Source organism: Flavobacterium jumunjinense, from assembly GCF_021650975.2.
In the GTDB taxonomy this organism is placed as follows: Bacteria; Bacteroidota; Bacteroidia; order Flavobacteriales; family Flavobacteriaceae; genus Flavobacterium; species Flavobacterium jumunjinense.
This window is the reverse complement of record NZ_CP091285.1, coordinates 1939677-1954350: the sequence shown is the minus strand read 5'-3', so window position 1 is coordinate 1954350 and position 14674 is coordinate 1939677. Positions and strand designations below refer to the sequence as shown.

At 27.3% G+C, this 14674-nt stretch carries 12 protein-coding genes; 9 read left to right on the top strand and 3 right to left on the bottom strand.

All coding sequences use genetic code 11. The features are described 5' to 3' along the window. The first annotated feature begins 88 nt into the window (after positions 1-88). From L2Z92_RS08680 to L2Z92_RS08645, 8 genes are read left to right on the top strand one after another with little or no spacing between them, the layout of a single operon-like run. Complete coding sequence (locus tag L2Z92_RS08680) at positions 89-994, top strand: nucleotidyltransferase domain-containing protein (protein WP_236458432.1); 906 nt, start codon at positions 89-91, stop codon at positions 992-994. Further along, positions 987-2432, top strand: coding sequence for a B12-binding domain-containing radical SAM protein (locus tag L2Z92_RS08675; RefSeq protein ID WP_236458431.1), 1446 nt, complete (start codon positions 987-989; stop codon positions 2430-2432). The genes L2Z92_RS08680 and L2Z92_RS08675 overlap by 8 nt, the downstream gene beginning before the upstream one ends. Further along, positions 2422-3198, top strand: a complete 777-nt coding sequence (locus L2Z92_RS08670) for a class I SAM-dependent methyltransferase (protein WP_236458430.1) — start codon at positions 2422-2424, stop codon at positions 3196-3198. Before L2Z92_RS08675 ends, L2Z92_RS08670 begins: the two co-directional genes overlap by 11 nt. After that, positions 3195-4565 (top strand): B12-binding domain-containing radical SAM protein, encoded by a 1371-nt coding sequence (locus L2Z92_RS08665; protein ID WP_236458429.1) that lies wholly within the window; start codon positions 3195-3197, stop codon positions 4563-4565. Before L2Z92_RS08670 ends, L2Z92_RS08665 begins: the two co-directional genes overlap by 4 nt. Then, entirely contained in the window at positions 4562-5269 is a 708-nt protein-coding gene (locus L2Z92_RS08660) for an FkbM family methyltransferase (RefSeq protein WP_236458428.1), read from the top strand. Before L2Z92_RS08665 ends, L2Z92_RS08660 begins: the two co-directional genes overlap by 4 nt. Beyond that, entirely contained in the window at positions 5266-6246 is a 981-nt protein-coding gene (locus L2Z92_RS08655) for a glycosyltransferase family 2 protein (RefSeq protein WP_236458427.1), read from the top strand. The genes L2Z92_RS08660 and L2Z92_RS08655 overlap by 4 nt, the downstream gene beginning before the upstream one ends. Continuing rightward, positions 6243-7928, top strand: coding sequence for an ATP-binding cassette domain-containing protein (locus L2Z92_RS08650; protein WP_236458426.1), 1686 nt, complete (start codon positions 6243-6245; stop codon positions 7926-7928). The genes L2Z92_RS08655 and L2Z92_RS08650 overlap by 4 nt, the downstream gene beginning before the upstream one ends. Further along, positions 7925-8971, top strand: coding sequence for a glycosyltransferase (locus tag L2Z92_RS08645; protein WP_236458425.1), 1047 nt, complete (start codon positions 7925-7927; stop codon positions 8969-8971). Before L2Z92_RS08650 ends, L2Z92_RS08645 begins: the two co-directional genes overlap by 4 nt. On the opposite strand, the gene L2Z92_RS08640 is transcribed toward L2Z92_RS08645, so the two are convergent. Further along, positions 8959-10047 (bottom strand): glycosyltransferase family 4 protein, encoded by a 1089-nt coding sequence (locus L2Z92_RS08640; RefSeq protein ID WP_236458424.1) that lies wholly within the window; start codon positions 10045-10047, stop codon positions 8959-8961. The two genes, L2Z92_RS08645 and L2Z92_RS08640, sit on opposite strands and share 13 nt — an antisense overlap. A 73-nt stretch (positions 10048-10120) precedes the next feature. Between L2Z92_RS08640 and L2Z92_RS08635 the strand changes: the two genes are divergently transcribed. After that, positions 10121-10693 (top strand): deaminase, encoded by a 573-nt coding sequence (locus tag L2Z92_RS08635; RefSeq protein ID WP_236458423.1) that lies wholly within the window; start codon positions 10121-10123, stop codon positions 10691-10693. 36 nt (positions 10694-10729) lie between these two features. On the opposite strand, the gene L2Z92_RS08630 is transcribed toward L2Z92_RS08635, so the two are convergent. Then, complete coding sequence (locus L2Z92_RS08630; RefSeq protein ID WP_236458422.1) at positions 10730-13978, bottom strand: T9SS type A sorting domain-containing protein; 3249 nt, start codon at positions 13976-13978, stop codon at positions 10730-10732. Between the two features lie 25 nt (positions 13979-14003). Beyond that, positions 14004-14600, bottom strand: coding sequence for a hypothetical protein (locus L2Z92_RS08625; protein ID WP_236458421.1), 597 nt, complete (start codon positions 14598-14600; stop codon positions 14004-14006). Between the last annotated feature and the right edge of the window lie 74 nt (positions 14601-14674).

Here is a 14674-nt window from a genome sequence, read left to right as displayed (position 1 = left end):
AAACACTGACCTAATTGAATTATTCATCATTGAATTATTAATTCCGACATACATTTGATATATTTGAAAAAACTTAACTAAAATTGCATTGAAAATTTTAAGACCACTATTATATTTTTCAATTTTTAATCATCCATTAAAAAAAGAAGAGATTTTTCTATACTCGCTTCATGAAAAAATGGAAGATGTAGAAAAAGAATTGAAAGATGCTTTAGAAAAAAAAATCATAACACAAACTGATGTATTTTTTCATCCTAACTTAACAGAAGAAAATGTTACAAATAGAATAGTAGGAAATAAGAACGCAATAAAAGCATTAGTAAAAGCGAAAAAGAAAGGCAATTTTATTAAAAAATATTTTCCTTTTGTAGAAGGTGTATCAATTTCTGGTTCGCTATCTAAAGGTTATTTTGATGCGAATAGTGATGTTGATTTTTTCATTATTTCAAAACCCAATCATTTATGGACTTGTAGAACATTTTTGGTTATTTTTAAAAAAATATTTCTGTTCAACTCAAGAAAATATTTCTGTTTAAATTATTTTATAAGTTCTGATAATTTAGAAATTGAAGAAAAAAATATTTTCACTGCAACAGAAATAGCGACTTTAATACCTATACAAGGTGATGTTTTTAATCGTTTTTTTGAAAACAATAACTGGAATAGAAACCTACTTCCTAACAAGACGAATAAAAGCCTCGAAAAAGAAACAGTAGAAACTAGTTGGATTGCTCGATTATTAGAAACTATTCTTCAAAAAAGATTTGGAGTACTTGTTGAAAAGTTCTGTTTTACACTTACTTTCAATGTTTGGAAAATAAAATTTAGAAACAAAATGAAACCCGAAGATTTCGCTATTGCATTTAAATCGTCTAAAAAAGTTTCTAAACACCATCCATCGAATTTCCAAAAGAAAGTAATTGATTTATTGAATACTAAGTATTTAGAAATTAAAGAAAAACATAATATTGATATACCAAAAGAACATGTCTAAAATTCTTTTTTCACATTCCTATTATTATAAGCTTGATCCAAAGCAATGGAAAAACAAAACTCCTTTTCCTCCTTTGGGAACGCTATATGCGGCTTCAACATTAAGAAAAAACAATTATGATGTTGCTCTGTTTGACACAAACCTATTAGATTCTCCAAAATCAATCTTACCACTTTTAAAAGAATCTAAACCCAACTATTTGGTTATATATGATGATGGCTTTAATTATCTCACCAAAATGTGTCTTACAAACATGAGAGATGCTTGCTTTGAAATGATTCAATATGGAAAACAACATAATTGTATTGTTATAATATCAAGTTCCGATTCAACCGATCATTATAAAGAGTATTTAGAAAAAGGAGCCGATTTCATTATAAAAGGAGAAGGAGAAATTACGCTTTTAGAACTAATCAATGCGCTAGAGAAAAATAAAGAAACAAAAGATATTGCTGGATTAGCTTACACAGTCAATGAACAAGTCATAATAACTAAGCCACGTACCGTTTTACAAAACTTAGATGAATTGCCATTACCTGCTTGGGATTTGATAAATATAAATGCATATAAAAACATTTGGAGCCAAAGTGGACAAGAATTCACCTTAAATTTAGCAACAACAAGAGGTTGCCCTTACAAATGCAATTGGTGTGCAAAACCTATTTATGGGAATCGATATAATGCCCATTCACCTGAATATATTGTAAATGAAATTGAATATTTACAACAAGAATTTGGTGTAAAACGTTTTTGGATGTGTGACGATATTTTTGGCTTAAAGCCCAATTGGGTGCAAGAATTTAATACAGAACTAAAGAAAAAAAATATTTCAATTAAGTATTTCATTCAAAGTCGAGTAGATTTACTATTGAAAGAAGATACTATTGATGCTTTAGCCGAATCTGGATTAGAGGAAGTTTGGGTTGGTGCAGAAAGTGCTTCACAGAAAATTTTGGATGCTATGGACAAAGGAACTCAAGTATCTGAAATTTATGAAGCTACTTACCTTCTAAAACAAAAAAGTATTAGAGTTGCTTTTTTCTTGCAATTTGGTTATTTAACCGAAACTCAAGAAGATATTGAAAAGACCATAGCTATGGTAAAAGAATTGTTACCTGATAATATTGGCATTTCTGTTTCTTATCCTTTACCTGGAACGAAATTCTATGAGAAAGTAAAAGATGATTTGCAATTAAAAGCAAATTGGAAAGATTCTGACGACTTAGACATGATGTTTAAAGGAACTTACTCTTCCAATTATTATAGAAAACTACAACGGTTTGTTCATAAAGAATATCGAAAAAGTCAAGGGTTTTATAATTTAAAAAACTTCTCGTTTTCAATACAGAAAATAAAATCAATTGTAAAATTAGGCTATTATATTCCTAGCGCATATTTGGATAAAGTTGCTTTGAAAACACTTCAAAATGGAAGCTAGTTTTGATAACGCTGCAAATACGTACGACCAATCTTTTACAGACACATTGATTGGAAAAGCACAACGAAATTCTGTGTACAAAATCCTTACCAAACATTTAAGTAATTGTAAAGATATATTGGAAGTCAATTGTGGAACTGGCGAGGATGCTATTTGGTTAGCGAAACAAAATTTTAATGTGTTGGCAACCGATATTTCTGAAAATATGATTGCAATTGGGCAAGCAAAAAATCAATATAAAAACCTAGATTTTGCTCAACTAGATATTAATTTAATTAGTAAAACAAAAGATTTTGGAACATTTGATTTAGTCTTTTCAAATTTTGGTGGATTAAATTGTTTGTCTAAAAATGAAATAGAGCATTTCTTTAGCACTATTTCCAATGCGCTAAATAAAAAGGGAAAGTTATCATTAGTAATTATGCCAAAAAACACGATTTGGGAACAACTCTATTTCATGTTGAAGGGTAAGTTTTCAACAGCTCTTAGGCGAAGAAAAGAAGTAGCAATTGCAAATGTAGATGGAGAAAATGTACCCACTTATTATTATAATCCAAAAGATATTGTAAATTTAGCAAAAGAATATTTTAAGTTAGTAGAATACAAACCAATTGGTTTTTTTGTACCTCCTTCTTATTTAGAACCATTTTTCAAGAATAAAAGAAAAACATTTAACTTTTTGTTTTTTTTGGAAAAGACAACTTCTAATTGGTCGTTCCTTTCTAAATATTCAGATCATTACATTATAACTTTAGAAAAACGATGAGCATTTTATTTACACATGCCTACTATGTCTCTGACGATCCAAAAGAACAGAAGATAATGAAGCCCTACCCTCCTTTGGGTTTGTTGTATGTTTCTGCTTATTTAGTAAATAAAAACATTCCTAACGATGTATTTGATAGTACTTTTTCAACTCAAGATGAACAATTACATTTCATTTTATCTAAAAAACCACAAGTAATATGCATATATACCAATTTAATGACTAAAATTGAAGTTATTAAGTTGATAAAAATTATAAAAAGCGACAAATACAATTATCCGAAAATTGTACTTGGTGGGCCCGATGTTTCTTATAATATTCAAAATTATTTAAAAGCAGGAGCCGATTTTTTAGTGATTGGTGAAGGTGAAGAAACAACTTTCGAATTATATGAAGCAATACTCTCAAAGGGTGATTTTAAAACTATAAATGGTCTTGCTTTTTTAGAAAATGATAGTGTCATAAAAACACCTGCAAGAGTAAAAATTAAAGAATTAGATGAATTACCATTACCAAATAGAGAAGCTATAAATATGCAAAACTATTTAGATACATGGAAAAAAAATCATGGTCAAAGTTCTATGACAATTTCTACACAAAGAGGTTGTCCATATACTTGCAAATGGTGTAGTACTGCTGTTTACGGGCAAAGTTACAGAAGAAGACCTGCTGATCAAGTTGCTGCGGAAATGAAAATGCTTAAAGAAACTTATAATCCAGATGCTATTTGGTTTGTTGATGATGTTTTCACAGTAAGTCACAAATGGTTGACTGCCTTTCATGATGAAGTTATTAAACAAGATACAATTATACCGTTTGAATGTATTACACGTGCTGAACGTTTAAATGATGAAATATTACAATTATTAAAAGAATCGGGTTGTTTTAGAATTTGGATAGGAGCAGAAAGTGGTTCGCAAAAAATAATTGATTTAATGGACAGACGAGTTGATGTTAATATTGTAAAAGAAGCCATTCAGAAAACCAATCAATTAGGAATTGAAACGGGAACATTTATCATGCTAGGTTATCCAGGAGAAACTGAAGAAGACATCCATGAAACTATTCAGTATCTAAAAGAAGCGAACCCAACACATTATACCATAACGATAGCCTATCCTATAAAAGGAACTTCCCTTTATAATGAAATTGAAAACCAAATAACAATTGCTCCTGACTGGGAAACCTCAACAGATAGAGATATTGATTTTAAACGAACCTATTCTCGAAAATATTATGATTATGCTGTAAGTAAAGTAGTAAACGAAGTAGAGTTTTACAAAAAGAAAAGTACGAATATAACCCAAGCTTTAAAACATAAGACAAAAGCTGTTTTAGCAAGTGGGTTGATGATGTTAAATAGATGAAATTAGTAAATAAAATTTATAAAATTATTTTTGCAAAAAAAATAAAAAAAAGAGAAATAAAATTTTATTCAAATATTATTTCCAATGGAGATTTATGCTTTGATATAGGTGCTAATATAGGAGCAAAAAGTAAAATCATGCTCAATATTAGTGAAAATGTTATTGCTTTTGAGCCTCAAAAATCCTGTCACTTACATTTAGAAAAGTTAAAGCAAAAAAATGTTAATTTTAATTATCTCCCATATGCTGTTGGTGCAAAAAATGAAATTAAAAAATTATATCTAGGAAACTATAGTGAAATTGCATCTCTATCAAAAAAGTTCATTAAAAATTACACCACTGAAAAAGTATATTGGAAAGACTATGAATTTGTCGAAGTTAAATCATTTAATCATTTAATTGAAACATATGGATTACCAAAATATTGCAAAATCGATGTTGAAGGCTATGAATTTGAAATTTTATCAAATTTAAATTACCAAATACCAATAATAGAATTTGAATTTACAGGAAAATTAATCGCTGATACTCTTAAAATAATAGATTTATTCAAAAATCAAAATATTGATTTCAATTATACATTAAACGAAAATCAAAATTTTCATTTAAAAAAATGGATAAAAAATACAGAGATAAAAGAAATAATTAAAGGTTTACCTATAAAAAACTTACATGGAAATCTATTTTGTAAAAACCCAGAATGAAAGAAAAAAAATCTCAAATAACAATAGTAATACCTACAAGAAATAGAATAAATTCTTTAAATAGACTTTTAAATTCTATTTCCAAACAAACCTATCTTCCAAAAGAGATTATAATTGTTGATTCAAGCGATGAGAAATTAAATAGCAACCAACTTTTTTTTACTCAATTAGATATAAAAATTATACATTCTTCACCTTCTGTATGTTTGCAAAGAAATATTGGTATTGAACAATGTAAAACAGAATTTATTTTTTTATGCGATGACGATATTGAAATTTCTGAAAATTATATAGAGAATTTAATAACTTATCTAGATGAAAACCCATCCGTTAATATGACTAGTGGTTTAATCTATGAAAAGAGAAATGATGAATGGAAATATTCAGAAAAGAGAATTCCTTTTCTTAAATTAATTTTCAACTATATTTTTGGATTGTCTGTATGGGTAGACCTGAAAAAAGAAGATTATTCAAAAAATAAAATTATTCAAAAATTTATTGCCTTTTATTTAAAAAAAGGGAACAGAATTGCTAAATCAGGTTGGCCAATTGTAATTGATTATAAAACTCCTGTTTTTAAAACTCCCATATATGGTTTAGGAGCTTCGGTTATTAGAAATACTAAAATAAAATTTGAAACAGCATTTTATAAAAACGGTATTGGAGACAACTATGATTTTGCTTTAAAAAACAATTCAGAAATTTATGTTGTGAAAAACTCTTTAGCGTATCACCATAAAGACAAAACAAATAGAATAAACAATAAAAAAGCATACTTTTATAGAGTCTCTGCATTACACTTTATTATGCTTAAAAATAAAAGATTTAATTTTATTAACTTACTTTATCTTTTAAACTCATTAAATGGAAATATAATTTATTCAATATTTAAATTAGAAAAAAAATTACTTTTATATAACTTAAAATTGATTATTGGAATTATAATGAATCGAAATATTTACAATAAAAAAAATTGAAAACATTAATTTTAAAATCCTATTTATTAATTCCTCATTCTAAAAGGAAAAAACTTCCTGTTTTTATAGTTTACTTCCTAATTAATACTTTTCTCGATTTTATTTCTTTAACATTATTAGTACCACTGTTTTTAATTGTACTTGATAAAGACCGTTTAAGTTCTGTTCTATTTTCAACATTTAATATAAATCTTAATAATAAGATTACTGTTCTTTTGATTATTGCATTAATTGCTTTTTATATTATAAAAAACATCCTTCAATCTGTAATTCTAAGATTTCAATCTTTATTCATCTATAGTATATCTTCCTTAATATCTGAAAAATTGATGAATGAGTATATACATAATAGCTATATTAACTATACTAAAAAAGATAAGAATGCATTTTTTAGAGATGTTTTTCAATTACCTATTGTGTTTTCAACTAATATTCTATTTTCATTTTACACATTGTTATCTGAACTAATTATTCTACTATTTATTATTTCAATTGGTATATTGTATAATCCGACTATTACATTATTTTCCCTTTTGTCACTAATATTATTTGTCCTTTTGTTGTTAAAAATTAAACAGAAAAAAATTGTTTTTTTTAATGAGACAATAGTTAGGTTATATGAAGATAATTTAAAAAATATTAATAATATTTTTTACGGACTTATTGAGATTAAAACAACTAAAAGTGAGCAAGAATTTCAAAAAAAATTTCAAAATTCAAATGAATCTCACAATAGACAACTTGCATTATTATCGGCTTTTAAACAATCAAATTCAAGGTATTTCGAAATACTAATCATTATCGGTTTATCATCAATGATTCTTTTTTATATGATAAATCAAGCAGATAAGAATACCTTAATATTAATTTCTTTTTTTGCAGGTGCAAGCATTAAAATTTTACCTTCTTTTAATAAAATTTTAAATTCTTTCATAGATATTAAAACAAATCTAAATTGTGTTGAAATATTATCTAGTTATAACAAATCTAATATTAGAACCACCAGTAAGCTAACCTTCAATAACAGAATAGAGTTAAAGAATATTAGTATTGAGTTCAATAAAAAGAACATTTTAGAAAATATTTCATTTCAGATTGATTTAGGAGATTTTATTTGTATATCAGGAAAATCTGGCCAAGGAAAAAGTACTCTTTTACATATAATTTCTGGATTATTAAGCCCTAAAAATGGGGATATATATATTGATAATATTTCTGCCAATTCCAACAATACTATTTTTGACTTTATTGGTTATGTATCTCAACAACCATTTCTATTTCAAGGAACGATTCGAGAAAACATAACGCTTTTTACAAATGAAAGTAATATAGATTATGAATTCTTAAATAAAATATTAATTGCTCTTGATTTATATGATTGGATAAATACGTTACCTGAAAAAATAAATAGTTATTTATTATTAGATAGCAAAACAATATCAGGTGGTCAAAAGCAAAGAATTGCAATAGCACGAGCATTATTCTTTAAACCAAAAGTCTTGTTGTTAGATGAAGCTACAAATCAATTAAACCAATCTTTAGAAAAAGATATTCTTAAATATATTCAAACATTAACATTTGAAAAAAAACTTTCTGTAATTGTAGTTTCACATAACGATGAAGCTTCCAATTTTTCAAACAAAAAGTATATCTTAGAAAATCGAATTTTAAAAAAGCTATGACTAAAAAATTATTATTTATTACACCTATTTTTCCAAAAAACATTCATGAAGATAATGTTGTACCCTTTATTAGTCAATTTACTAAAAGCTTTGCAAATGAAAAGAATATAGAGATTGATGTGATAAGTATGATGTATCCTTTTTCCAAAAAGAACTATCAATTGGATAAAGTTAATATTCACTCTATTGGTGGAAAATTTAATTCTAAACTAAAACAAATTCCGACAATTTTAAAAACAATCTTAAAGGCAACCTCTCTTCACAGAAAAAACAATTACGATGGGATAATATGTTTTTGGTACAGAGAAGCTTCATTAGTTGGTTTTATAATTAGTAAAATATTTAAGATAAAACTACTCGTCTGGCTTCAAGGTCAAGATGCAAAAAAAAATAATAAATATGTCAAAATATTAAAATTAAAGGAAGATGATTTGGTAATGATTTCAGAAAAACAAAAAGTTTTGTTTAACAAAAACTTCAACTATAATGTAAGGAAAATTTCAAATGTTTTTATTAATCCTGATGTTTTTCCAAAATTAAATTTAGATAACAGAGAAATAGATATAGTTGGCATTGGAAATCTTGGTGCTTTAAAAAACTATTCTTTCTTTATTGATATTATTTCACATTTAAACATAAAAAAATTAAACGTAGTAATTATTGGTGATGGTGAAGAAAAACAATTACTTTTAGATAAGGTAAAAAAACTTGGATTATCTGACAATATAATTTTTACTGGTTTTTTGACTCATAAAAAAACTCTCAAATATTTAAATAATTCAAAAATTTTCCTGCATACATCAAAATATGAAGGTAATAGCACAGTAATACAAGAAGCGTTATATTCTGGATGCAAAGTTGTAAGCACAATTGACATAGAAAACACTAAAAGTATTGAAAATTTTTATTATTCTGAAAATAAAAACGATATAGGTACTAAATTAAAAAATCTTTTAAACCAATTAATAGCACCTAAACGGATTCAGGTCTTTAGAATGGAAGATAATATTAATGTGATTTATAATCATTTTTATAATGACTGAAAAATATTTTTTATGGCTTTAGCTATGGCTTCAAAAGACAATCTATTTTCAAATTGCTCTAATACCTTTTCTTGTATAACTAATAAATCACAATCGTTTGATTTTATTAGTTGAAAAAACAATTCTTCTTCATTATTTGGTGTAAATAGAAAAGCACATTCTCCTTCATTCGTCATGTACCTAAATGGAGCTATATTTGTTATTATTGGAATACAACCACAAGCCATTGCCTCAACTAAAGCATATCCACTGCCTTCATAATGCGAACCTAATATAAAGAACTCATTTTCATTATATATTTTTTCTAATAAATGATGCGCTACATATCCTTTTATTATAACTGCATTTTTAAGTTTTTCACTATTCAAAATAAAATCTTTTACTTCTTCTAATAAATGATTCTCATGAAAAACCATTGTTAAAACTGCATCCTCTTGAATAATAAGAAAACGATCAAATGCTTTTAGTATTGTTAATGGATCTTTATTCGTGTCTAATCTTCCTACCCAAAGAAAAGTATTTGACTTTCGGTTTTCATTTCCAGAAAACGTAAAGTAGGTTGAGCCTTCCATTACAGAAAAAATTTTATTTTTTGTAAGGATTTTATTTTCATACCAAGGCTTTGCATTTTCAATACCCGTAAATAAATAACCATCAATAAATACATCAGAAACTTTATAAATGTATTTTTTAATCCCCTTAGGTTTAGGAGCAAAACCATTGCTTTGTAAGACGATTTTAGTTTTCGGAAGTATTATTTTTAAAAAAATTAAATAATGTACAAACCCAAAACCATGCGCCAAAATATAATCAGGTTGCAAAGACTTTATAAAAGAATTAAATTTAAAAGGTATTTTCCATTTTGATAATGGTTTTGTTTTATAAAAACATAAATCAATATTATTCATTCGAATATTTTCAAAATTATTTGTTGTTCTAGTAACAGAAATTACTCTAAAAAAGGCACTTATCTTATAAAGGTATCCAAGAGTACTATTACAAGAGCCTATTACATTTTCTCTTTTAGATAAACTAAATGTATAATACAATAAATCTACTAACGTTTTATTATGCATTACTTTTTTATAATTTGATAGAAATTAATTAAAAGTATTTTCATACTTTTATAGATACTGAAAGTAAATATAAATGAATTTTTTAAAAAAATTGTTTTGGCCTGTTTTTTATATATTTCTTGGCACCTTTTTTACTATCCTAATTTATCTTATTGTCACAAATTTGTATCTTTTTTCAACTAATAAAAACATTACAAATTATGAAAAAAGACTTTCTAGTTTAGCAGAAAAATGTATTCCTTCAAATGACGTTCCTGTCGCAAGTTTGTTAATATATAATGATAGCATAATAGGTGAAGGATATAATGATGTCTCAAAGAATAATAATCCATCAGGACATGCAGAAATAAATGCAGTTAAAAATTGTTTTGATAAAATTGGTTATAAAAAATTTAAAGCTTTAGATAGAAATAAATTATATTTAATAACAACTTATGAGCCATGTAAAATGTGTAGAGGATTAATTGAGGAATATGATATTTCCAATGTAATTTTTGGTTTATCTAAAAAATCGCGAGATAAATTGATTTCTATAAAAAAAGATTTTAATTATTACAGAAATTTGAAACAAACTACAAATCCTCGATTACAATATGATTTATTTAAAAGATATGAATCTTTTGACAGCATAAAACATCCTTATTAAAAAAGGCTAACTTTTCAGTTAGCCTCTTAAAAAACATTAATTTTTAACCAGTTTCTTTATAAAACTAGTTCCATTTGTAGTGGTTATAGCAACCATATAAATACCACCTTGATAACTAGAGGTATCTAATTCTAGTTTAGACGCATTTACCGTTTGATTACTATAAATAATTTTTCCATCCATAGCTGTAATAACCACACTATTCATAGCTGCACTATCAGAAGCAATGGTCAATCTATCCGTTGTAGGGTTTGGAAACAATACTATAGATTCATTTAAAATAGCCTCTTCTAAGATTGTTTTTTCTATTGTTTTAACATTACTACTTTTACTTGTAGGAGTACAAACTTCAATTAATGCTGTCACTTCAGAACCCGATTTCAAATGAGAATCTGTATTAAAAACAATATAATCTCCTGCTTTCATTGTTACATTTTTATTTACATCCACAACATAGCTTGAATTAGCTTCTATCCAATTTGCTCTTTTGTATATTATCATACTATTATTTTCTGTAGTAGATAACGTTAAATTAGGCAGACAAGGATTACTATTACAACTTGGATCGTTTGTTGGTAAAACAGTAACTGTTAAACTTGTTGTAACCGCTCCACATTGATTTGCATTTGGAGTAAAAGTATAAGTTGTTGTTGCAGTATTATTTATAGCTGGAAACCAAGTTCCATTTATAAAATTAACCGAAGTGGTTGGCAATGCTATACTTCCTCCTGAACATATAGGGGCTATAGGATCAAATTCTGGAACAATACTATCTGAAACCACTTCAATAGTATCTGAAATTGAAACCTCGCAACCATTACTATTAGTATAAGTGTAAGTAATGGTATGATTACCTAAACTTACTGATGAAGGATCAAAAACATAAACTCCGCTATTTAATGAAACACCATTTCCTGTGAATACACCATTAGTAGGGACAGCTTGTAAAAAGTGTGTTAAATTTGCTAAGAACATGTAAGTACATACTTGATTAGGTAAATCAAATGATGAACCATTTAATGAAATTAAGTTAACATTATCAATATAGTAATATGAATACCCCCAACTAGCTGCTTGAGTACCACTATTTGAATTTACAACACAGCCAGATGGAGCTGGTGTTGGAGTAATAGATTGAAATTGCACGTTATGTAATCCTCCTATATACAAAAATTCTTCGCCTGAGATAGCCCCTGTTTTAAATGTAAAAACTAAACTATCCCACCCATTTGTAGTTTGAGGAAAATAATTACTTTCAAACAACATGCTATTGTTAGTTATATTAATTTCACCATAGTTTGAAGTAGCTATCAGATCTTGGTCCAGGTAAGCTTGTATTTTGATTGCGTTGGCACTAGCTCCCTCACTTAAAGATACATCAAAACTCAATTGATAAGTTGTATTTGGAGTTAATGGAGTCGATAATTTTGTTCTAATATTTTCAAAATATTTCCCATACTGACCAGATTTATTCCTTTGAAACCACATACCTGCATAACTTAACAAATCATTATTTTCTGTTTCAAATCCAAAACTATTGCATGGAATAGGTTGAGAAGTTGAATTTACATGATAAGCATCAGCCGCTCCTGTAATTGGAAAATTAACATGACTCCATCCACAGGCTCTATTTAATTGACCTTGTCCATTAGGAACCATTGAATACTCCTCAAAACCTCCATTTAAAACTAAATTACAAGAACTTAAAGGTGTACAGTCAACACCATTATCAATAAAAACATAGATATAAGTTATATTTCCTCTTTGCCCATTAGAATTAATAGGAATATATCTCAAAAGATGTAAACCAAATTCAAATCCTGTATAATCTACTGTAATGTTTGAACTTCCACTTGTTGCAGAAAAAATAGAGCTACTGTGAAAAACATCTTCCAATCCTTCAAAGCTGCTAATATTAATATCATTATCAAAAATGTTGTTTAATGGGAATGAGACTCCATTTGCTCCAGTTAATGTAAATGCGCCTAAATTATCAATACCATCATTTACTCCAGCTACATTTATTCCAGTAGAAATAGGTTCTTGATAATCAATAAAACTATTATAAACTATTGAATTATTTCCAAAAGTAGAATTTAGCCTATAACCAATATCTGAGAGCGCTTTTCTTTCCTCAGGCTTCAAATATCTTTTAGTTAAGCTATTTGAAATAATATCGCTCATAACAAAATAAGTATTATCTACATGTGATGGAGAAGAACAAGTATCTTCAAAATGACTCAAACTGCCTCCATATCTGAAACAATTAGGAGTAAAAACAGGTACATTAATACTTGTTCCCGAAAATTTGACAGCATCAATACAAGTAGTCTGTCCTGCAATGCAATTATTTGTGTCTGGATGCAAAAAAGATGTATTCAAAAAAGAATTATTAAACGAATAATTATACATAGAAGGGAAAGCTCCTGTATTAGTAATTAAGTTTTGAGTTCCATCATTATTTTTAAGAAAAGTATCATATCTACTGTAATAATTATAACCACTATTAAAGGCCGATTCTCCATTTGCATAAATTAAACTTGCAAAACCTAAAGCGTGTGTTACTTCATGCAAAACAACACTATATAAATCAACTAATTCAAAAGGAGTATTATTACTTAAATCTGTATTCCAATTCCAATTAGGGTTACTAAAATTAAAAGCTATCATTCCATGATAAATATTTCCTGAACCATTAGGAGCCCCATTAGCATTATTTGTTAAAATTGGTGTAACAACATTAATATAAGAGTCACTACCTAATGTTATGGTTTTCCAAATTTCATTATCAACAATTCCTCCAAAACTTGTGTTTGAATTATAAGGCATGGTAAAAAAAGAAGATGCCAATCCTAATACATTTGAACTAGAATTAGAAACATTAGCAATATTTCTAACCCAAATTTTTACTCTAGTTGTATTTCCAGCATCTTTTAAAGGAGTCACAATAAAATCACTTAAATCATGAAAAACTTGACAAACTACGGCTCTTCTAGTATTATGATTAACATCAGTGACGTCTTCCATTCCTGAACCAGTTTCAAAATACAATTCGAAAATTCCTGTATCACATGGAATAACTATACTTGAAGTTGTTTCTTTTCCCACCTTAACATCAACGCCTGCAAATAAATCTTTTAATTGATAACTATTCCCATAATAGTCAAAAACAGTATCGAAGTAGCCATTTGGACTGTGGACTGTTTCTGCAACTGTTGGGTCTTGAGCAAAAACATTTTGTAGCATCAAAAACACTAATAGCTTTATAAAAATAAGTTTTCTCATTATATTTATTTTTTAAAATTAATGATTACTTATTTTTTTGAACCAATGTATTTACTAAAGCTTTTAGTTCTTCAATTTCTCTAGTTTGCTTGTCTAATTGTTTTTGTTGGTCAATAGTATATAAAGTAAGTTCTTCTACTTTTTCTAATAATAACCTATTCATTTCTCCTACTTCAAATCCATTTTCTTTTACTGTTGTAGCAGATGGCATATTTTCTAAATGACCCTTTTCTTTAATTTGTTTTTCAACTTCTAGCAAAGAAGGTAATTTATAATCTTTAGCAAAAACATAATCTGGCCATGGAGCAGTTTGCAATTGCACTTTTAATTCTTCTGCAATTATTTTACCTCCTACTGCTAGTTTGTAGCCGGTTGGTATTAAATCTGTACCTACACTTACACTTCCATTATTATTAAAATTCATCACAAAACCTACACCATCTTTATATATTTTAAATGGACCATGGTCATCTATTCTCATTCCCGAATCCTGCTGACCTAACCAATAAACTAAATGTTTATCTGCAGCATTCATAAAAAAAGCTGAATAACTTGGTGAAAATAATTCAATAGAACCATCATTTGAGTTAAGAGTAGTATTTGACTGGTCAGCTCCAATCAATAATCTTTGAGTTGTAGTATATACAGCTCCTTGATTTGTATTTAATCCCCAATTCTGTGAAAAAGCAGAAAAAG

Excerpts from the sequence above, each read along its gene's own strand:
- L2Z92_RS08675 (WP_236458431.1), top strand. The coding sequence starts at position 987 with ATGTCTAAAATTCTTTTTTCACATTCCTATTATTATAAGCTTGATCCA.
- L2Z92_RS08670 (WP_236458430.1), top strand. The coding sequence starts at position 2,422 with ATGGAAGCTAGTTTTGATAACGCTGCAAATACGTACGACCAATCTTTT.
- L2Z92_RS08665 (WP_236458429.1), top strand. The coding sequence starts at position 3,195 with ATGAGCATTTTATTTACACATGCCTACTATGTCTCTGACGATCCAAAA.
- L2Z92_RS08660 (WP_236458428.1), top strand. The coding sequence starts at position 4,562 with ATGAAATTAGTAAATAAAATTTATAAAATTATTTTTGCAAAAAAAATA.
- L2Z92_RS08655 (WP_236458427.1), top strand. The coding sequence starts at position 5,266 with ATGAAAGAAAAAAAATCTCAAATAACAATAGTAATACCTACAAGAAAT.
- L2Z92_RS08645 (WP_236458425.1), top strand. The coding sequence starts at position 7,925 with ATGACTAAAAAATTATTATTTATTACACCTATTTTTCCAAAAAACATT.
- L2Z92_RS08640 (WP_236458424.1), bottom strand. The coding sequence starts at position 10,047 with ATGCATAATAAAACGTTAGTAGATTTATTGTATTATACATTTAGTTTA.
- L2Z92_RS08635 (WP_236458423.1), top strand. The coding sequence starts at position 10,121 with ATGAATTTTTTAAAAAAATTGTTTTGGCCTGTTTTTTATATATTTCTT.
- L2Z92_RS08630 (WP_236458422.1), bottom strand. The coding sequence starts at position 13,978 with ATGAGAAAACTTATTTTTATAAAGCTATTAGTGTTTTTGATGCTACAA.